Below are 18670 nucleotides of genomic sequence, written 5' to 3' on the forward strand. Positions count from 1 at the left end.
AGATGCTAGGCATCGGCCTGCGATGTGTGCTTTTCGCACATGAGCAGGCCGATAACAACGCAGATGTGGCACTGCTGGACAGTTACCATTTAATTAACCATCTTCAGCTCAAGGCTAATGAAGCAGTTGCGAAATGATTTGTGCCAATAATTCTGTGCCTTTCGGCTCCGTTCAGGGAACGACTTCACTCTACTTGTTCCCTGAACGGAGCCGAAGGGGAGGGGGAAACAGACGCTGTGTTGGGTGCCCAATTAATGTGGTCATAAATAAGATAGTTGGCGAACGATAATGATTATTGATTGACAAGATTGAGTTGATGCAGGTACAAAAAATGAGGAGGAATTCATTTTTTGCGGGAGACCTCCTGCTTGAGAGAACAGGACGCTTCCTGGTGTTGTGAATAGGCACTCTTGATAAGTTCATGGTTTCAAGCAGGAAACGGGTGCTCACACGGAGGGATGTACCCTTGGTCTCTTCACTCAACACAAAGGAGGAAGGAGATGAAACGAAAAATTGCGGTAGGGTGTCTGGTTGTCTTCAGTTTTGGTCTTGCGGCAGTGGCTGTTGCGGGGACGGGGGTCTTTCAGGTGGATAAGGAATTTTATCCCTATTATCCGTCGCTCTTGAAGTGGAATAAATCCAGTGTCAATTTCACCCCGCCGGAGACATGCGGCGAGTGTCACGAGAAGCAGTACAAGGAGTGGACCGGTTCTGTCCATGCGCTGGCTCTCAAGGATCCGATCTATCAGGGAGAGCTGAACAAGGCGTTTAAGGCTGTCGGTCATGAGATCAGCCGTCAATGTGAAGGCTGTCATTCGCCAGCGGGTGTGGTCACGGGCGAGATTAAGGGGCCTGGCCTCAAGGAACTCAGTCCCATGGCGATGGCTGGCGTCTCCTGCGATATCTGTCACTCAGTCAGTGGCGTCACTCATTGGCAGACGCCGTCTCATGAGCCGGAAAACGGCTCTTTGATCCTAACGCCCGGAGTCGATGGCAAGGACGGCCCGGTGCGGATCAAACGTGGACCGATTAAACCTGCTGATGGTTGCGGTGATGGGTTTCATGAGTGTGAAGAATCGCCTTTGCATCTTCGGGCTGAACTCTGCGCCGGGTGCCACCAAGTGTATCATCATGATAAGCATTTCCCTCTCGAGGCAACGTACCTGGAGTGGAAACATGGCCCATACGCCCAGAATGAGATCCTGTGTCAGGACTGTCACATGGTCGACACCAAGACCTTTCTCCGCTCAGCGGACACCTTTCAGAAGCCGACCCGTGAAGAGTATCACCATTACTTCAATGGCGCCAATTACCTGCTCTACTCCCTTGCCTCCGGAGCGGCCAAGAAGGCAGGTGATCAGGAGCTTGCCGACAACCTCACCGAGAAATATCAGATGGCGGTTGATCGTCTGAAGGCCGCTGCCGATCTTGAGATTACGCCAGTTTATAACAATAATATCCTTGCCGAGGTTAAAGTCCGGGTGAAGAATATCCGGGCGGGACATAATCTTCCCACCTCTCTCACTAATATTCGACAGATGTGGCTTGAAATTACGGCCTGGGATGAAAAGGGGAATATCTTGTTTACCAGCGGCGGGTTAGATGGCCAGGGGGCGTTGCCGGAAAATGTTCGGGTGTTCAACTCCGATGGTATGGGCAGTGATTTTCATTTTGCTGTTGATCCCTGGGTGGTTACCGCCTTTTCCAGGCATGACACTATCCCGCCTAAGGGGCATAAGGATGTGTATTACGGGATCAATGCGCCTGAAGGAGTCAAAGCTGTCAAAGTCGAGGCCAAGCTACGCTACCGTCAGGCCGATCAGAAGATTGCCGAAGCCTTGCTGGGCGCTGTGCCCAAGGATATCAATCTTGCCGAAGTCTATGGTCTGACCTCGGTGCCGACCCTGCCAGTAATTGATATGGTGGTGAAGGATGTAGGTCTTGACGCAGTTAAGAAATAATCGTACCTATGAAAGCAATATCGGGTGAGAACGGTGCAGGTGCCGTTCTCACCCAGTCTGAAGATTACTTTAAGAGTATCAAGCAAGGGGGGAATGGAGCATGGGGGCATTAGAGAAATATTCAGATAAGGCGATTGAACTGTTCCTGACATACGCGCCTAAATTGGTGCTGGCGATCGCCACTCTGGTTATCGGGCTCTGGATTATCGGCACTGTCGTAACTATTACTCAAAAAGCCCTTGAAAAATCGAAGACTGACAAAACCTTGGTGCCGTTTATTACCAGTCTGACCTCATTGCTGCTCAAGATGTTATTGTTTATCAGTGTCGCTTCAATGGTCGGAATTGCCACCACCTCTTTTGTTGCTGTTCTTGGTGCGGCAGGACTTGCCATTGGACTCGCGCTGCAAGGAAGTCTGGCGAATTTTGCCGGCGGTGTCTTGATTCTTGTCTTCAAACCTTATGCTGTTGGCGATTTGGTTGAAGCTCAGGGGCATATTGGTGTGGTCAAGGAGTTGCAGATCTTTAATACCATTTTGCTGACAGCAAATAACCGGAGGATTATAATTCCCAATGGCGCAATGTCAAACGGTAGTATTACCAACTATTCCTCAGAAGGAAAGTTGAGGGTTGATCTGACTTTTGGCATTGCTTATGACTCAGATGTACAAAAAGCCAAAACCCTGCTTATGGACCTGGTGATAGCAGATCCTCGGGTGTTAAAAACGCCCGCCCCTCAGGTCGCGGTTTCGGCGTTGGCAGATAGTTCAGTCAATATCGTGGTTCGACCGTGGTGCGATTTCAAGGATTATTGGGACGTGTATTTTGATACCACTGAAAAGGCTAAATCTGTTCTAGAAGGCAATGGCATCTCCATTCCGTTTCCCCAGCGGGATGTTCATCTTCATCAGGTTTCGGCTTGACCCCTGTGCCTGTTTGGTCGGAGGGGGCAGCTCCTTTGGGCTTGTGCTGTAATTGTTAGAGCTGGAATTTGTTAAAGCCCCTCTGGCGGGAAGGTCACGACCTGATTGATATTTGTGGCCCCGGTCAGCAGCATGACCAGGCGGTCGATGCCGAGGGCAATGCCGGCGGCAGGTGGCATCCGGCAGAGATCGGTAAGGAACGGCTCAGGCATGGGGGGCGGTACTCTGCCTTGGCTGTGGATGTGATCCTGCTCAACTTCAAAACGATGCCGTTGTTCTCTCGCATCGGTCAATTCAGTAAATCCGTTGGCTAATTCCACACCGTTATAATAAAGCTCAAATCGTTGAGCGATCTCTGGATTGTCCGGGTGGAGTGATGCCAGGGAGGCTTGACTGGCCGGATAGTCGCAGAGAAAGACCGGGAAGCCATGTCCCAGCCGGGGTTCGACCGAGCAGACCAGGACCTCTTCGAAACACCCTTGTGCCATGGCCTCTGTCAGAGATATCGGGGCATAGAGTCGAAATGCCTCGGCCAGAGTAAGCCGGGGCCAGGGTGGTGTAAGGTCAATTGGCTGGCCAGCGTCTAGTTGGGCAAGCCGTCTGCCGGCGTTCAGCGCGGCAAACAATCCCTCGCAGTCGGTCATCAGGTCGCGGTAATCGGCACCTGCACGATACCACTCAAGCATGGTCATCTCAGGCAGGTGGCGGTCTCCCCGTTCGTGACGGCGAAAGCACTTGCAGATTTGAAAAATTTGAGGGCAGCCCCCGGCAAGGAGGCGCTTCATGCAAAGCTCGGGCGAGGTTTGTAGGTACCAGTCGCCTGAGGGCTCCGGTTCGATATGGGCCTCCGGAGCCGGGGCTGGAATCCGGATCGGGGTTTCTACTTCCAGAAAGCCGTGATCAATAAAAAAAGAGCGTACCGCCTGGATGATGGCAGCACGCTCTTTTAACATTGCGAGACGACTGAGGGGGGTGGAGTTCGTTGTGGTCAAGGATAAATGGGGTGTTGGGTGCCGGCAGGCAAGAGATCTATTCTTTGACCCGGGTCATGTATTCACCGGTACGGGTATCAATCTGAATAAGATCTCCCTCGTTGACAAAAGGAGGCACTTGCAGCTCGTAACCGGTCTCAATAGTAACGGGCTTGGTGTCGGTGCCGGAGGTGTCTCCCTTGGCCCAAGGATCGGCCTTGATTACTCGCAGGGCTACCGAAATCGGCAGGGTGACACCGATGGGAGCGCCTTGGAACAGTAGAACCTGGGCGTCCATGTTATCGACCATGAAGTTGATGCAATCTCCCAGCTGCTCACGGGTGATGTGGATCTGTTCGAAGCTCTGGTTGTCCATGAAGACGAACTCTTCACCTTGGGAGTAGAGGTATTGCATGTTCCGTTCTTCAAGGTCGGCCTTTTTGAATTTGTCGTTGGAACGAAAGGTTCGTTCCAGCATGTTGCCGTTGACCATGTTGCGCATCTTGGTGCGGTATAGGGCCTGGCCTTTGCCTGGCTTGGCGAATTGGAAGTCGGTGATGATATACGGATTGCCGTCTATCTCGAGTTTAAGGCCTTTTTTCAGGTCCGCGGCGGTATACATTGACGTAGTCTCCAGATGATAGGGTAAAAGTTTTTGGCCTTTTACCTCGAAACGGGGCTTTTTTCAAGGTCAAAGGCAATGGTCGTGTTGCTTGCGCCTGTTAGCCAAGGGTACGTGAAGCTACCTCGTACACTCCCTTGGAGAGGCCAGGGTGGGCTAGAATCCGCTGGAGTTGGCTTTGGATTAAGGCTTGACGACTTGCTATGTGCCGTCGCCAGGGAGCAAATTTTCCGGTTAAACGGGCGGCAATGTGGGGGTTGATAGGGTCGAGGGTTAGGATCTGGTCTGCCAGAAACTGATATCCAGTCCCGGATTGATCATGGAAGCAGACTTGATTGGTGGCGAAGGCCCCGATTAAGGCTCGAACCTTGTTGGGGTTCTTGATGTCGAAGGCTTCGTGCAGGAGAAGGTCCTTGACTCGATTGAGGGCGCCGGGCAAAGGAACTGTGGCCTGGAGGGCAAACCATTTGTCCAGGACCAGGGTCTCTTTCTGCCACTTTTGATAAAAGACCTCCAGCGCCAGGTCCGCGGCAGTGTCTCCCGTATGGATTAAGGCGTTCAGTGAGGCTATCTGGTCGGTCATGTTGTCTGCCGAGTGAAATTGCCTAAGGCAGAGTTCGATTGCATTGAGATCAGGCGCGGCCAAGAGATAATGCAGACAGAGATTTTTCAGGCGGCGCGGACCGGCAAGGCTTGGGTCATAATGTGAGGAAGTCGGGGTCTGGTTTGCTTCATAGGTGTCGAGCCAGAGACCCCGTAGCCGAGCGCCTAACTCTCGGCGTAGAAATTCGCGGGCGCCGTGGATAGCGTCGACATCAATCTCAGTAACCAGTTCTGCCAGATACTCTTCGCTGGGCAGGGTCAGGGTCTGGGCGATAAAAGATTTGTCGTGATGAAACGCTGGGGCCAGTACACCTCGGACCAGGTCTTCGAGCGTTGGGTCAAAGAGCATCTCTCGTCCCGCTTGCAGATCTTCGACGGCAGTAAGGAGTGTTTTGATAAAGAGCCGTTGTCCTGCCTCCCAGCGGTTGAAGGAGTCTTGGTCGTGAAGGAGGAGAAAGCGCAAATCGTTGTCGCTATACTCGTAGTTCAGGCGCACCGGGGCTGAAAATCCGCGCAGGAGAGAGGGTACGGGTTGCGTCTTGATACCGGTGAAGGTGAAGGTCTGTTTGGCCTCGCGGATATGGAGAATGGTGGTTGCAGCAGGGTCGAAAGCTTCCCCATGGCCATCGGACAGGGGCATATCCTTGCCATCGGGTCCGAGGAGGCCGAAGACAACGGGAATGTGGAGCATGGCAGCCTGGTCGCCTGCTCTTGGTGAGGGCTCTTGGCGGATGGTCAGGTGGAAGGTTTGTGCATAAGGGTCGTAGGTTGAGGTGATAGTGAGTTGTGGTGTGCCTGCTTGTTCATACCAGCGTTTGAACTGGCTTAAGTCAAGGGGGGCGCTACGGGTGTTTTCTTGCAGCGTCTTTTCCATGGCAGCGACAAAGTCATCGGTGGTGGCAGCGCCGCCATCGTGCTGTTCAAGGTAGATTTTCATCCCGCGTTGAAAGCGTTCTTCTCCTAGAATGGTGTGCAGCATCCGGATCACTTCTGCTCCCTTCTCGTAAACGGTGAGGGTATAGAAATTATTGATTTCTATATACGATTCCGGTCGCACCGGGTGGGCCATGGGGCCAGCGTCTTCGGGAAATTGGTGATTGCGTAGCATCGATACATCATGGATTCTGTGTACGGCCCGCGAGTTGGTGTCGGCAGAGAACTCCTGATCACGGAATACGGTCAACCCTTCCTTGAGGCTGAGCTGGAACCAGTCTCGGCAGGTTACCCGGTTGCCGGTCCAGTTGTGGAAATACTCGTGGGCCACTACTGCTTCAATCCCCTGATAGTCGTGGTCGGTGGCGGTTTCCGGTCTGGCCAAAATGAATTTTGAATTGAAAATATTGAGCCCCTTGTTTTCCATAGCCCCGGCATTGAAATCGTCCACGGCTACGATCATGTATTGGTCTAGGTCGTACTCCAGGCTGAAGCGGTTTTCGTCCCAAGCCATGGCTTTTTGCAGAGAACGCATGGCGTGTTCGCATTTGTCGGCGTTATGGAGCTCGGTGTAGATCTCAAGTGTTACGGTGCGACCGCTTCTGGTGATGAATTGATCACGGAGTACCGCTAAGTTGCCGGCGACCATGGCAAAGAGGTAGCAGGGCTTGGCAAAAGGGTCCTGCCAGGTTGCGGTGTGGCGACCGTTTTTGGAGGTCGTGCTGATGAGGTTGCCGTTGGCCAGGAGGACTGGATAGCGGGTCTGGTCAGCCTCAATAGTGGTGGTAAAGCGACTTAAGACATCAGGGCGATCCGGGAAGAAGGTAATTTTACGGAAACCTTCCGCCTCGCACTGGGTGCAGAACATGCCGTGCGAGCGGTACAGACCTTCTAGCGAGGTGTTTGTTTGAGGTTTGATCCGAGATGTGATGGTTACCGTAAATTGCGGTGCGGGCGCGGTAATGATCAGGGAAACGCTGTCGAGTTGATACTCCGCGGCAGAAAGCTCTTGGCCGTCTATGGCAATGGCGATTAATTCAAGTTCTCGGCCATCCAAGCGCAGGGCGGCAGCATCGGTGTCAATGGCGCTGACGGTCATGGTTGCGGTGATCAGGGCGTGATCCTCAAACAGGTTGCAGCAGAGGTCAACGGTTGCAATGTGGAAGGGGAACGGTCGGTAGTCTTTTAACAAGACTGGCTGAGGAAGAGTGCTCATGATGGGAGATAGTGTGTTGGTTGATGTTTGCTGGCGTTTGTGTCGAGTAGCGTTACATGGTGGTTTTTTTTAAGGCGCGGCTTGGGATTTTCAGGGATTGACCGACTATGATAACTTCGGCGTTGTTGAGCTGGTTATGGGCGATCAGTTCCCGTCTGCTGACTCCATAGCGTTCAGCGATCTTGTGGATAGTTTCTCCTTGCTTGACCATGTGAATTTTCGCCACTTTCTGTATCTCAGGTTTCCTTTTTGATGTTTTGGCTGACAGGGAGGCAGGGGAGCTGTGGGCTGTTTGGGGAAGATTGAGGAGATAGCCTTTGGGGACATAGTGTTTGCCGCTGATGACTGATGGTGTGAGGGCGGGATTCAGATCGGCCAGAACGGTGGGGCTGATCTTGAATTGCCCTGCCAGGATCTGGAGGCCGGTGGCTTGTTTCACTCGGATATTTTTTATTGATACAGGAGGATCCATTTGCAGGCCGGGAAAGTACTGCTGATAATTACGGGCAACATCACGAGCGGCGATGAATCCGGCATAAAAGTTTTTGGAGGCGAAGCCGAAACGACTGCCGTCATATTTTTGAAAAATAGCCTCGTAGGTGCCTAATGCATTTTTGGCTCGTTGCATGGCGGCTGGCCCGTGGTTGTATGCAGTCAGGGCCAGGGGCCAGCTCTCTAGTTTGCGGTAATTGCCTTTAAGAAACTGGGCTGCGGCATGGGTGGCCACTAAGGGGTCTCTGCGCTCGTCCACAGAGTTGTTAATAGTCAGGAACTGGCGGCCAGTGGATGGCATGAATTGCCAGATTCCGGCCGCTCCAACCTTGGAGTATGCCTGGTAGTCAAAGGATGATTCAACGTGGGGGAGGTAGGCCAGGTCAGTGGGGAGATTGTAGCTGTTGAGAATTTTTTTGATATGGGACAGGTAGCGTCCGGAGCGAATAATCCCGGCGCTGAAACGATCACTGATGCCGCGCTGAAAACGGATATTGTCTGCTGCGGTCAGAAAGGTGGCAGGTTTAGTGTGTGGCCCGAACAGGCCGGCGACCCTTTTCTCTTCAGGAGTTGACGGAATCTGTCCTTGGGCCAATCTGGAGAGGATAGCCTGGTATTTTTCCTTGATGGCTGTGATGTTACACTCATTGGCCTGTTGACCCTCGGGGGTGTCCGAGCTGTGCAGGCTGATAATCTCGTAGATGATGGCGATATTGTTTTTGTCGTGGATGAGGCCCTGCGATGAGGAGTATTTGCCGTAGACTTTCTTCCAGAAGGTAACATTTGATTCGATGCAGGAGTAGGTCGGGAATGGGTCTTTTTGGGCAGCGCCTGGGGTGGGTGCAAGCACGATGAGCATCATAAGGAAGATGCTTGAGGTAACAAGGAGTGTGAACTGTTTCATTGAGATCATTGAATAGTTATAGGGCGATGTTGAGGTGCGAGGATAGTTTTTAAGTTCTATTGGGGCATGTAAACCCATGATGGACATGGGCGATTACCTTCTTTTCTCTGACGACTTCCGCTGGTAAGACGGAGGGGCCGGCGGATGAAGAGTGGGCGTTAGTCCGGGTGATTGTTTGGGGCCGCGCACACAATCTGATTGCCTCCAGCCTTCTGCGCGGTGGTGAGGGCATCGTGGGCCATGGTAATTAGAGTATCCATTGCTATCTCGATTGAAGGGGTTACTGTCGCTACGCCTTGGCTGACACTGAGCGTGTTGCCATCGTGGTACGTGATTTGTAGTTCTTCGATGCTCTGCTTGATTAGTCTCGATACTGTCTGAGCGCCTGTCAGCGGGGTTTTCGGTAGCAGGATGGCGAATAGGCTGTCTCCGTAGCGGCAGAGAAGGTCTGTTGTTCGGCGGAGAGGGATCTGCAGGATTTGAGCGACAAGTTGAAGGCATTGTTCTCCCTTCTTTCGTCCCAGCAGTTCATTGAACTCTTGAAAGCGGTCAAGAGCCACGAAAATTACGGACAGTGGCTCGGCATCCCGGAATAAGCGTCGCCACTCCTTGTCCAGGCAGCCAGAGAAGTAGCGATGGTTGCCAACCTTGGTTAGGTCGTCGGTGATAGTTAGCTCTGCCAGCAACTTATTGGCTTCTGCCAACTCTTCAGTGGCGCGAAGGAGGTCGGCTTCCCTCTGTTTGCGGGTTTTGATTTCATTTTTCAGGGCGATGGAGGCGTTGAGGCGGGCTACTAGCTCAAGTTCCCTGGCAGGTTTGGTGATATAGTCATGAGCCCCGGCCATGAAGGCGTCATGCAAGGTCTCCGGCTCGTCCCGGACAGTAACCATGACCACCGGGATGTCCAGATAGTCGGGGTGTGCCTTGATCCGCCGACACACCTCAATGCCGTCCATGCCGGGCATTACGATGTCGAGCAGGATGCAGTCAATGGACGGTTTGGTTGTTGAGTAGGGTTCAATGCCGAGTTGGCGAAGGGCTGCCTCGCCGCTGTCGGCGCAGATCGTCTCTGGATAGCCTGATCGATGCAGAATCGATTGGAGTAACCGGAGGACGGGGGGAGAATCATCTACTATCAGTATGCTCATGAGATCCTTGTCTGAACAAAATTCGTAAGGTATGCAAAGAGTTGGGTATGGGAGTGGAGGTGAGAATGCTTAAATCAGGGGTAATTATCCAGCTCAATCCGCAAAATGAGCAGATGCCGGGAACTGTAATTATTCAACAGCGCTACAGATGCGCGAAATAAGCCTGCGAACTATAGCCCGTCTATGTGAGCAGGCTTATGACAGCTAAGCGACTGCAGGGAGACTGCGAAGCAGATGTGGTATTGTTGGATAGCTACAAATCAGGTTACCAATTTCTTGCCCATGATGCAACGGCAATGGTGAGTGGTTTTGCTGGATATTTTCTTTGATGTGTGGAATAACGGGGCAGAAACGGTTACTTGATCCGTTATAACTGACCACTTTACGAAGCTATGCACTATACGCCCATTATCGGCACATTAGGTTTTGTCCTGTCCCCTGACCGGCAGCAGACCCTGTTGGTGCATCGCACCAGTCGCGTTCATGATCCCCATTTCGGCAAGTTTAACGGTTTAGGGGGGAAGATGCGAGCGGGTGAGGATGTGGTTGCCTGCATGAAACGGGAAATTCTGGAAGAGTCGGGACTGATCTGCCTGCAGATGGCCCTGCGGGGTACCATCAGTTGGCCAGGTTTTGGTGCAAATGGCGAGGACTGGCTTGGATTTATCTTCCGGATTGATCGCTTTTCCGGAGTGCCGTACTGTGAAAACGAGGAGGGGCCGTTGGCTTGGCGTTTAATCAGCGGGTTGGCTGAACTTCCCATGTGGGAGGGGGATCGTCATTTTTTACCCTTGATCTTTGATCAGGATCCGAGAGCATTTCACGGTGTTATGCCCTATGTGGATGGCCGACCAGTCAGCTGGAGTTATTCCCGCATTTGATTGGATACGGTATTGGGAGATAAGAAAAGCCCGACAGACGGCGTGCCGTGCCTGCCGGGTCGGAGGGGCTTTGGGATGCTTCTCATGGCTCGCTTGTTCGGTTTCTCCCAACCTGGGAGAGGCAGGGCTTATCAGCCGCAATCCTGTCCGCTGTGGGGGTTGTAAGCATCAGCGGAGTTCATGAACAGAAAATCATTGACCCGCCTCAGTTGTTCCTCGTTCAGGGAGGCCCAGGAACCATCCTTGGCGCAGGCCGGGTACTGTTTGGCAAAGACTCTGTTCCATGCCCTCGAGATGAGTGATTCTGAATGAATGAATCGGGCGCCGACTGCGTTGTCTCGGGAGTGGCAGCTCTTGCACACACTGTGAAAGAGATTTCTGCCTTCTTCAATAGTTGTTGGGGTGAAGACCCGGCAGGTATTGGTTGTTGGATCAAGGCGCTTGGAAGGTCTGGCCTGAGCCACGCCCCCCAGAGCACAAAGAAGTATGCCACATGCTGCTAGGGCAATTACTTTTCGCATTGGTTGATCTCCTGGGTCAAGAAACCACTGGATTTCTGCCTGATAGTTATTCAGTGGTAGTTATTTAATATAATGCTTATTTCCCTTCTCCTTGTCAAGCGATGATTCCGTGATCTCCCTGGGGGTGGATTGGGGGAGATTGTTGACTTCTTGGCCGGATGGCAATAAGACGCCTTGACGTCAGGGGGAAAATAGCACATATGAAAGCAAAACAGTTTGTCGGTTACCGGTTTACGGTTGACAGTTGACGGCGATTGGGTTCTGCCAATGGCTGAGGACACACTGACATTGAGTATCATGCGATGATTTATGACTAACCATGATTCTTTTAACCGTAAACCGATAACTGATTACCGTTAACCTGTGTAGTTACAACAGAATAACGGTCGGTCACGAATCCTCGTAGAGGCACGAGACAAGATCGAGAGTAACCATTGTTTGGTTGGACGCAGTAGCCGTTATGCGATAACTTAAAGTACTTCCCTGCAAAGATAATAATGCCCTCTCGTGGAGGCACCATGGCGATAAAAAAAATCAAGATACCGAAACTCAACAGTAAAGAACTCCGTTATCTGCGAGGCGTGGGACATCATCTTGCTGTTCTCGGCATGATCGGCAAGGAGGGAATCACTGACAACCTGGTGAAGGCTGTTGGTGATAACCTTACTGCTCATGAACTGGTTAAGATCAGGATTCAGGATACCTGCACCATGGAGCGTGAGGAGGCGGTGGCCCAACTGGCCGCCGCTGCAGGGGCTGCGGTGGTGCAGATTCTTGGTAAAACCGCGCTGCTTTATCGTCCCAATCCCGATCTTGCTGAGGATAAGAAGATTTCCCTCTAGCGTCGGGCCATGCGAGATACACTGTACAACGATCCAAAAGTTCCGGTCGAAGATTTCCAGTTTTCGCCCAAGGTGGCTGAAGTCTTTGACGACATGCTGGAGCGCAGCGTGCCGTTTTATAAGGAGATCACGGCCATGACCGCCAGTCTCCTCGAGACCTTTGTCTTGCCTGGAGAAACTGTCTACGATCTTGGTTGTTCAACGGGAGCCACCTTGATTGAGCTTGTCCGTCGCTTGCCCCATCTTGGTTTGCAGTGTGTCGGAATCGACAGTTCTGCCGCCATGGTGGAGAAGGCGACCTTGAAGGCGGAGATATACACCAAGTCTGAACGGATGCGTTTTGTTCAGGCTGATATCCTCTCTTGTCCTCTTGAGCAGCCCGCAGCCATTTTCTTAAACTATACGCTGCAGTTTGTTCGTCCCTTGCAGCGTCCGGCCTTTATCGAGCGCTTGCACGCGTCCTTGAAGCCTGGTGGAATCTTGGTGATCTGCGAGAAGACGATCAGTCACAGTCCTGAGTTCAACCGTGCATACATTGGTTTTTATCTTGATTTCAAAAGGCGTCAGGGGTATTCGGAGATCGAAATCGCCAAAAAGCGTGAGGCCTTGGAGAATGTTCTGGTGCCTTTTTCTGTGCCAGAAAACCTGGATCTGTTGCGGAAGGCTGGGTTTTCTCAGGTTGAGACGTTTTTTCAGTGGTTTAATTTTTCCGGCTTTGTGGCCAGAAAAGAAGGTGGTCGGCAGCAATCAGCTGATTGCTCTTGATGCAGTACCTGGCGGATCTTCATATCCACTCATCCTATTCCCGTGCCACCAGTAAGGCGAGCACCTTGGCGGGACTCTTTGCCTGGGCTCGAGTTAAGGGCATTAATCTGGTTGGGACCGGCGACTTCACCCATCCTGGCTGGTTTCGCCAGCTGAAGGAGTCGCTTGTCCCCGCTGAAGCAGGCCTGTACCGGCTTCGTGACGAAAATGTGCCACCGGCGCTCGCCGGGATCACGCCCGAGGCGATTGATGTTCGATTTATCCTGACCGCTGAGGTCTCCTGTATCTATAAGCGCCATGGTCGGGTGCGCAAGGTTCATAATATTCTCTTTGCCCCAGATTTTGCGGCGGCGGAGCGGGTGAACAGCAAACTTGCCTCTATCGGCAATATCGAATCGGACGGTCGGCCTATTCTCGGTCTTGACTCTCGTGATCTTCTGGAAATTCTGCTTGAGGCATCAGGGGATGGTTTCCTGGTCCCTGCCCATATCTGGACGCCCTGGTTTTCGCTCTTTGGCTCAAAGTCGGGATTCGATTCAATTGAAGAGTGTTATGGTGATTTGACCCGGCACATCTTTGCCCTGGAGACGGGCCTCTCTTCGGATCCCGCCATGAACCGCTTGGTGTCCGCTCTTGATCGTTTTTCGCTGATTTCCAACTCTGATTGTCACTCGCCTTCCAAGTTGGGCAGAGAGGTTAACTGCTTTGCCTCTGGGTTTGATTATTTTTCGTTGCGCCGGGCCCTGGAATCTCCTGGTGACGGCGGATTTCAAGGTACGGTCGAGTTTTTTCCGGAGGAGGGTAAGTACCATTACGACGGGCATCGTCAGTGCCAGGTCTGTCTTGACCCCTTGGCCACTCGGGCTATTGATGCCATTTGTCCGGTTTGCGGGAGGCCGCTCACCATTGGCGTCACTCATCGGGTGCTGGAGTTGGCCGACCGGACAGTCCCAAGCTATCCGGCCAATCAGCCAGGGTTTGAGAGTTTGGTCCCTTTGCCCGAAGTTCTGGGTGAGATCATTGGTCAAGGACCTGCAACCAAGCGTGTGGAAGCGCTGTATGTCTCTCTGATCAATCAGTTCGGGTCGGAATTTACCCTGTTGCGGCACACTCCTGTTGAGGAAGTGCGCCAGGTATCGCCAGTCTTGGGAGAGGCCATTGACCGCATCCGCAGTAATCGGGTGATCCGTCAGTCGGGCTATGATGGTGAATTTGGCAGGATCTTGGTCTTTCAAGAGGAAGAACTCGCTGAATTTGGTGGGTCTGTGCAGCGAGGCGCTATTATTTGATGGCGTCGAAAAAAGTCCGATCTACTGCGTTGCAGCATATTTTTGCTCATTCGGCACACCATATGTGTGGCCTCATTCACAAAAACACCCTGCGCCTTGTATGTCGGCCCTTTTGCTTAGCCATCCCGTGATTTTTTGCGAGATTATCATTATTTATTCAGCGACTACATCTTGATTTCCTTCTGGATCCTCTTTGGTCTCGTGATTGAAGTCGGGCAGAATTCGGCGGCCAAAGAGCCAGACAGCAACGATGCTGATCTCGTAGAGGATGGCCATAGGGATGGCCATCATTACCTGGTTGACCACATCTGGGGTGGGAGTGACAATGGCGGCGATGACGAAGGAGAGCAGGAAGGCGTATTTCCGGTTCTTTTTGAGGAATGCGGTGTTGATCATTCCCACTTTTGCAAGCAGCACCATGAAGACCGGCAGCTCGAAGATGACGCCAAAGGCGATCAGGAGTCTGAGCGCCAGGGAGAAATATTCATTGACCGCGGGCATGGCGGCAAGGTGTTCCGATGAGTAGCTGGTGAGAAATTTGAATGCGGGTGGGAAGATTACCAGGTAGCCGAAAATGGATCCACTGATGAAACAGATGCTGGAGAGCAGGGAGAAGGGTAGGATAACTTTTTTCTCATGTCGATAGAGACCGGGGGCGACAAAGCGCCAGATCTGCCAAAAGATGACCGGTGATGCCAACAGAATGCCGCATACTGCAGCGAGTTTTAGATAAAAAAAAAGGCTTCTTGGTAGGACGTGAAGACCAGGGTTGCCCCTGAAGGGAGAACATCGTGCAAGGGCTTGAGGTACCAGACCCCGATCTCCTTGGCGTAGGAGTAGCATATAGCAAAACCTATGCCGACAGCAACCAGGGAGACAATCAGGGATTGACGCAGTTCCGCCAGGTGTTCGGTCAGCGCCTGTTGTTTTAGCTCGTTCATTGTAAAGCGACCTCGTAAGTAGTGCCGAGAGGATTAGTTCTGTGACGGGTTACGTGCTGGAGATTATTGTCAATAACGATAAATAGTTAGGTTGACGGCGATCAGTTACAGGGTTGATTCTTGATAGGGTCATCGCCGGTCTTGAATCATTGGATGATGTGAGATACCAGTGAGTGATCAGCTATTTTCAGGCTCACTCACCGTCAACTGTCAACCTCTTTTCCCCTTACCACATCAACTACCATGGATACGACCCAATTTCAAGCAGGTCTTGACCGTCTGGCTCAGCCGGTGCTGCCCCTTGTCCGGTTGGTGCAGCTTCTTTTTCTGATGGGACCTTTTGCCACCGTCACAGAGGTTGTTGCCGAGTTGAATGAACCCATTGAGACAGTTGTCCGCTATGAGGATCCTGCGGAAGCGCTTCTTCCCTACCTGGATTTGATTGAGGAATTCCAGCGGCTTAAGGATACTGCTCCAGCTCCTTATTCGATCCTGGATAGTGAAGGGAATCCCCTGCCGCTCATTGAGGCGGTGGATTGGTGGGTGGCGCAACAGGTGGTGACTCGAGAGCTTGAGTCGATCAACAGCCTGCTCTGTTCGCCATGCGGTTGTTCGCTCTGCTGCGTTGGACCTACTCCTGATCTCAAGCAGGTTTTTTTCTCAATTCCGCTCAAGGTTGAGGAAGTGGATCTTTTCGTTCTTCCGCGGATTGATACCTTTGATTCTCGATCACTGACAGTAGAGAGTGAACCGCCTCTTATTATCGGTAAAGGCCAACCCTTTTACGAGTTGGGACCCGGACTCTATTGCTGGCAATCGGGCTGGAGCATGATCCTGCCCACAGGTGCGGCCTGCCCTCATCTTACCCCCAGTCAAGCCTGCGCCATTTATCCGCAACGCCCGGAAGTTTGTCGTCGACCCCAGATTTTTGCCTACCTCATTGACCGTCCCTTTATTTCCGTGGACTTTGGTCCGGGTCAGACTTTTCGTCAATCCGGCACCATTCTGGCTATCTGGGACTGTCCCTACGTTAAACAGTTTCAAGCTGAGATTGCAGCGTATGCCGAACTCTGCGATCTGGAGCCGGTATTTAAGATGAACAAGGCGTGACGACGGTGTTCTGAGCGGGCAGATCTTCGGCGTTGCAGCACATTGCTCGACCTTTCTGAGCGCCATTGTTTGTCCTTAGGAAGTGACACTGTCGAGGCGTGGCAGGCAAAGGCCTTCTGCTTGACATCCCAGCCTGTTCCGGATAATAATCAGCCAGTATTGCTTCCGTAATCAGCTCCCCTTTTGTGGGTGAATTTCCATTAAGGACTTCGCTATGACTTTTCTCAAATTCCGTTCGCCGATTCGTTTCCTTACTGTTCTGCTCATGGTGGCGGTTCTATCTGCCTGTGCTAATCAAGAAAAAAAGATGCAGGGCTATCTCGAAAAGGGCCGTGAGCGGCTGGATAAAGGAGAGGTGAAGGCGGCGATCATCGAACTGAAGAACGCAGTTCAACTAGCGCCTAAGAATAGTGAGGCCCATTATCTCCTCGGTCAGGCGCTGGTTAAGAATCAGGAGGCTCAGGCTGCTTACAGGGAGCTTACTATTGCCGCCAATCTGGACCCTAAAAATCTGGATGCTCAGTACCAGGTTGCCACTGTTCTTCTGATGGCTAAGGAGTACGAGGAGTGTCGCAAGAAGTTGGATCTCATTTTTGAGGTGGATCCAAATCATGTTGAAGCGTTGGTCTTGCTTGCCAATCTCAACCTGGCCACCGAAAATCCTGAGGCCGCCCTCCGCATCGCGGATAAGGCGATTGCCTTGAAGCCTGAACTCGGTCGGCTTTATGTTCTGCGGGCTCAGATTTTGATGAACGATAAGCAGCCGGATCAGGCCGAGGCGGCATTGCAGAAGGCATTGAGTTTGGAGCCTAAGGAGTTAGGGCACTACCGGGCCTTGGCCGGTTTGTATATGCAGCAGAAACATAACGATAAAGCAGAGGCGCTTTTTGCCACTATGGTAGAGGCAATGCCGGATTCAGTGGAGGCGTTGTTGGTCCAGGCGGGATTTTTTGAGACTATTAAGGAGAAGGATAAGGCAGAGGCCGCCTTGATACAAGCAACGACTGTGGCCCCCAAGGAGAGCGAGCCACAGGTGGCGCTAGCAAACTTCTATAAGCGGCAGAAGAAGCTGGACAAAGCAGAGGCTGCGTATCAGCAGGCGATTTCGTTGACCGCGAAGCCCGCGGACATTGAAGGACTTCTTGCCAACCTCTATGTCGAATTCGGGAAGTTCCCGGAGGCATCGAAGCTTGTCGAGGCCGTACTTGCCAAAGATAAGGGTAATCTGAATGCTCAGGTGGTTAAGGCCAAGCTCCTGACTCAGGACAATAAGCTTGTTGAGGCGACAATCTTGATCGATGAGGTGATCAAGGCTAAACCGCAAATGGCTGAGGCTCATTTTGTCAAGGCAACTATTTGTTATGCTCAGCAAAACAACAAGCTTGCCGTATCTTCTGCCCTGGAGACCTTGAAGTATGCCCCGGCTCACCTCCATGCCCATACTCTGCTCGCGGATCTCTATCTCAAGGATAACGCGGTGGCCGATGCCAAGCGGGAGGCGGTGATAGCGCTTCAACTTGACGATACCAATGTCAAGGCGGCCTTGTTGCTCGGACGCTGCCTGGTTTTGGAGAAGGACTATGATCGAGCGCTCGATCTTCTTGGCCGTATCCATCAGGCAGTGCCTAAGGAGCCAAATACCATTCAGGCCATGGGGGTAGCGTACTTAGGTCAAGGCAAGACCACGGAAGCCTTGGAACATTTTGAGAAGGTGCTGGAGCTGGCCCCTGGTTCTGATATTGCCATGAGCTATATCGTTGCCATTTTGGTTAGTGAGAAGCGAGGCGATGAGGCCATGGCCAAGGCAAAGGCACAGATCGAGAAGGAACCGGATAACGCTCCTATGCATCTGGTGTATGCCGGCCTTGCGATCTCATTGAAGCGTGAGCCCGAGGCAGAGGTGAGTCTGCGCCGTGCCATTGAGTTGGCCCCGAAGTTGGCTAAGCCCTATATTGTCCTTGCCGAGATCCTCAGGAAGGGGGGGAAGACCGACGAGGCTATCAAAGAGTATCAAGCAGCACTTGTTGCCAATCCTGAGTTGAATTCCGTACGGATGCAACTTGGTGTGCTGATGGAGGTCGAAGGGCAAAAAGATGCGGCTGCCGAGGAGTACCGTACCATTCTCAAGAAGGATCCCAGTTTCGCCCCTGCTGCGAATAATCTTGGTTGGTATATCGCAGAGAATAGCCAAGATCTCGGTGAGGCGTTACGTCTGGCCATGGTAGCCAAGGCTGAGTCGCCCGATGACCCCTATGTTGCGGATACTGTAGGCTGGGTTCACTATAAGCGGGGTTCTTACGATCTGGCCAAGACCCAGTTTGTTCAGGCATTGGAGAAGCTTGAGGCCAATCCGGTAGTCAACTATCATCTGGGCTTAGCGCTGGAAAAGCTTGGTGATAAACCACGGGCCGCCGAGGCGTTGAAGAGGGCGATCGAGTTGGGGCAGAAAGAGGATTTTCCTGAGATGGAGCAGGCCAAGGCCTTGCTTAGTCAGCTTGGGCAAGGATGATCTGAATACTTAAAGAAAGGAAACTGATTAGGTTGGCGGT

Annotated in this window: 16 protein-coding genes; 8 read left to right on the top strand and 8 right to left on the bottom strand. The window is 52.3% G+C overall.

Annotation, left to right across the window (positions count from 1 at the left end; translation table 11 throughout):
- Window positions 1-500: 500 nt before the first annotated feature.
- Together FP815_05575 and FP815_05580 are read left to right on the top strand one after the other, a co-directional pair.
- A complete protein-coding gene (locus FP815_05575; GenBank protein ID MBA3014406.1) occupies window positions 501-1961 on the top strand; it encodes a cytochrome C in 1461 nt (486 codons plus the stop codon).
- 100 nt (window positions 1962-2061) lie between these two features.
- A complete protein-coding gene (locus FP815_05580) occupies window positions 2062-2883 on the top strand; it encodes a mechanosensitive ion channel (GenBank protein ID MBA3014407.1) in 822 nt (273 codons plus the stop codon).
- A 71-nt stretch (window positions 2884-2954) separates the two neighbouring features.
- Here the strand turns inward: FP815_05580 and genX are convergent, their stop codons facing one another.
- The 5 genes from genX to FP815_05605 form a co-directional block, all read right to left on the bottom strand.
- Window positions 2955-3836, bottom strand: a complete 882-nt coding sequence (gene genX / locus FP815_05585) for an EF-P lysine aminoacylase GenX (GenBank protein MBA3014408.1) — start codon at window positions 3834-3836, stop codon at window positions 2955-2957.
- Between the two features lie 76 nt (window positions 3837-3912).
- A complete protein-coding gene (efp, locus tag FP815_05590; GenBank protein ID MBA3014409.1) occupies window positions 3913-4476 on the bottom strand; it encodes an elongation factor P in 564 nt (187 codons plus the stop codon).
- A gap of 100 nt (window positions 4477-4576) precedes the next feature.
- Entirely contained in the window at window positions 4577-7228 is a 2652-nt protein-coding gene (pepN, locus tag FP815_05595; GenBank protein MBA3014410.1) for an aminopeptidase N, read from the bottom strand.
- 52 nt (window positions 7229-7280) lie between these two features.
- Window positions 7281-8711 carry a LysM peptidoglycan-binding domain-containing protein gene (locus FP815_05600; GenBank protein MBA3014411.1) on the bottom strand — a complete coding sequence of 477 codons (1431 nt, stop codon included), beginning with the start codon at window positions 8709-8711 and terminating at the stop codon, window positions 7281-7283.
- A 71-nt stretch (window positions 8712-8782) separates the two neighbouring features.
- Entirely contained in the window at window positions 8783-9772 is a 990-nt protein-coding gene (locus FP815_05605; GenBank protein ID MBA3014412.1) for a diguanylate cyclase, read from the bottom strand.
- Window positions 9773-10164: 392 nt separating this feature from the next.
- Here FP815_05605 and FP815_05610 point away from each other — a divergent pair, with 392 nt between their 5' ends.
- Window positions 10165-10653, top strand: a complete 489-nt coding sequence (locus FP815_05610; protein MBA3014413.1) for an 8-oxo-dGTP diphosphatase — start codon at window positions 10165-10167, stop codon at window positions 10651-10653.
- Between the two features lie 131 nt (window positions 10654-10784).
- Here FP815_05610 and FP815_05615 read toward each other — a convergent pair whose 3' ends face one another.
- Complete coding sequence (locus tag FP815_05615; GenBank protein MBA3014414.1) at window positions 10785-11174, bottom strand: hypothetical protein; 390 nt, start codon at window positions 11172-11174, stop codon at window positions 10785-10787.
- Between the two features lie 497 nt (window positions 11175-11671).
- Here FP815_05615 and FP815_05620 point away from each other — a divergent pair, with 497 nt between their 5' ends.
- The 3 genes from FP815_05620 to FP815_05630 are packed head-to-tail and all read left to right on the top strand — an operon-like array spanning window position 11672 to window position 14070.
- Window positions 11672-12016, top strand: a complete 345-nt coding sequence (locus FP815_05620; GenBank protein ID MBA3014415.1) for a YhbY family RNA-binding protein — start codon at window positions 11672-11674, stop codon at window positions 12014-12016.
- 9 nt (window positions 12017-12025) lie between these two features.
- Window positions 12026-12781: a carboxy-S-adenosyl-L-methionine synthase CmoA gene (gene cmoA, locus FP815_05625; GenBank protein MBA3014416.1), complete on the top strand. Its 756-nt coding sequence runs from the start codon at window positions 12026-12028 to the stop codon at window positions 12779-12781.
- Window positions 12781-14070: a DNA helicase UvrD gene (locus tag FP815_05630; GenBank protein MBA3014417.1), complete on the top strand. Its 1290-nt coding sequence runs from the start codon at window positions 12781-12783 to the stop codon at window positions 14068-14070. The genes cmoA and FP815_05630 overlap by 1 nt, the downstream gene beginning before the upstream one ends.
- A 153-nt stretch (window positions 14071-14223) precedes the next feature.
- On the opposite strand, the gene tatC is transcribed toward FP815_05630, so the two are convergent.
- Both tatC and FP815_05640 read right to left on the bottom strand, forming a co-directional pair.
- A complete protein-coding gene (gene tatC / locus FP815_05635) occupies window positions 14224-14913 on the bottom strand; it encodes a twin-arginine translocase subunit TatC (protein MBA3014418.1) in 690 nt (229 codons plus the stop codon).
- A complete protein-coding gene (locus FP815_05640) occupies window positions 14796-15011 on the bottom strand; it encodes a preprotein translocase subunit TatC (GenBank protein MBA3014419.1) in 216 nt (71 codons plus the stop codon). The genes tatC and FP815_05640 overlap by 118 nt, the downstream gene beginning before the upstream one ends.
- A gap of 243 nt (window positions 15012-15254) precedes the next feature.
- Here FP815_05640 and FP815_05645 point away from each other — a divergent pair, with 243 nt between their 5' ends.
- Window positions 15255-16121 carry a hypothetical protein gene (locus FP815_05645; GenBank protein ID MBA3014420.1) on the top strand — a complete coding sequence of 289 codons (867 nt, stop codon included), beginning with the start codon at window positions 15255-15257 and terminating at the stop codon, window positions 16119-16121.
- Between the two features lie 214 nt (window positions 16122-16335).
- On the top strand, window positions 16336-18630 hold the full coding sequence (locus tag FP815_05650) for a tetratricopeptide repeat protein (GenBank protein MBA3014421.1): 2295 nt from the start codon (window positions 16336-16338) through the stop codon (window positions 18628-18630).
- The last annotated feature ends 40 nt before the right edge of the window (window positions 18631-18670 follow it).

This window comes from Desulfobulbaceae bacterium (assembly GCA_013792005.1).
Classification (GTDB): Bacteria; Desulfobacterota; Desulfobulbia; order Desulfobulbales; family VMSU01; genus VMSU01.

Excerpts from the sequence above, each read along its gene's own strand:
- FP815_05575 (MBA3014406.1), top strand. The coding sequence starts at position 501 with ATGAAACGAAAAATTGCGGTAGGGTGTCTGGTTGTCTTCAGTTTTGGT.
- FP815_05580 (MBA3014407.1), top strand. The coding sequence starts at position 2,062 with ATGGGGGCATTAGAGAAATATTCAGATAAGGCGATTGAACTGTTCCTG.
- genX (MBA3014408.1), bottom strand. The coding sequence starts at position 3,836 with ATGTTAAAAGAGCGTGCTGCCATCATCCAGGCGGTACGCTCTTTTTTT.
- efp (MBA3014409.1), bottom strand. The coding sequence starts at position 4,476 with ATGTATACCGCCGCGGACCTGAAAAAAGGCCTTAAACTCGAGATAGAC.
- pepN (MBA3014410.1), bottom strand. The coding sequence starts at position 7,228 with ATGAGCACTCTTCCTCAGCCAGTCTTGTTAAAAGACTACCGACCGTTC.
- FP815_05600 (MBA3014411.1), bottom strand. The coding sequence starts at position 8,711 with ATGTCCATCATGGGTTTACATGCCCCAATAGAACTTAAAAACTATCCT.
- FP815_05605 (MBA3014412.1), bottom strand. The coding sequence starts at position 9,772 with ATGAGCATACTGATAGTAGATGATTCTCCCCCCGTCCTCCGGTTACTC.
- FP815_05610 (MBA3014413.1), top strand. The coding sequence starts at position 10,165 with ATGCACTATACGCCCATTATCGGCACATTAGGTTTTGTCCTGTCCCCT.
- FP815_05615 (MBA3014414.1), bottom strand. The coding sequence starts at position 11,174 with ATGCGAAAAGTAATTGCCCTAGCAGCATGTGGCATACTTCTTTGTGCT.
- FP815_05620 (MBA3014415.1), top strand. The coding sequence starts at position 11,672 with ATGCCCTCTCGTGGAGGCACCATGGCGATAAAAAAAATCAAGATACCG.
- cmoA (MBA3014416.1), top strand. The coding sequence starts at position 12,026 with ATGCGAGATACACTGTACAACGATCCAAAAGTTCCGGTCGAAGATTTC.
- FP815_05630 (MBA3014417.1), top strand. The coding sequence starts at position 12,781 with ATGCAGTACCTGGCGGATCTTCATATCCACTCATCCTATTCCCGTGCC.
- tatC (MBA3014418.1), bottom strand. The coding sequence starts at position 14,913 with ATGCTACTCCTACGCCAAGGAGATCGGGGTCTGGTACCTCAAGCCCTT.
- FP815_05640 (MBA3014419.1), bottom strand. The coding sequence starts at position 15,011 with ATGAACGAGCTAAAACAACAGGCGCTGACCGAACACCTGGCGGAACTG.
- FP815_05645 (MBA3014420.1), top strand. The coding sequence starts at position 15,255 with ATGGATACGACCCAATTTCAAGCAGGTCTTGACCGTCTGGCTCAGCCG.
- FP815_05650 (MBA3014421.1), top strand. The coding sequence starts at position 16,336 with ATGACTTTTCTCAAATTCCGTTCGCCGATTCGTTTCCTTACTGTTCTG.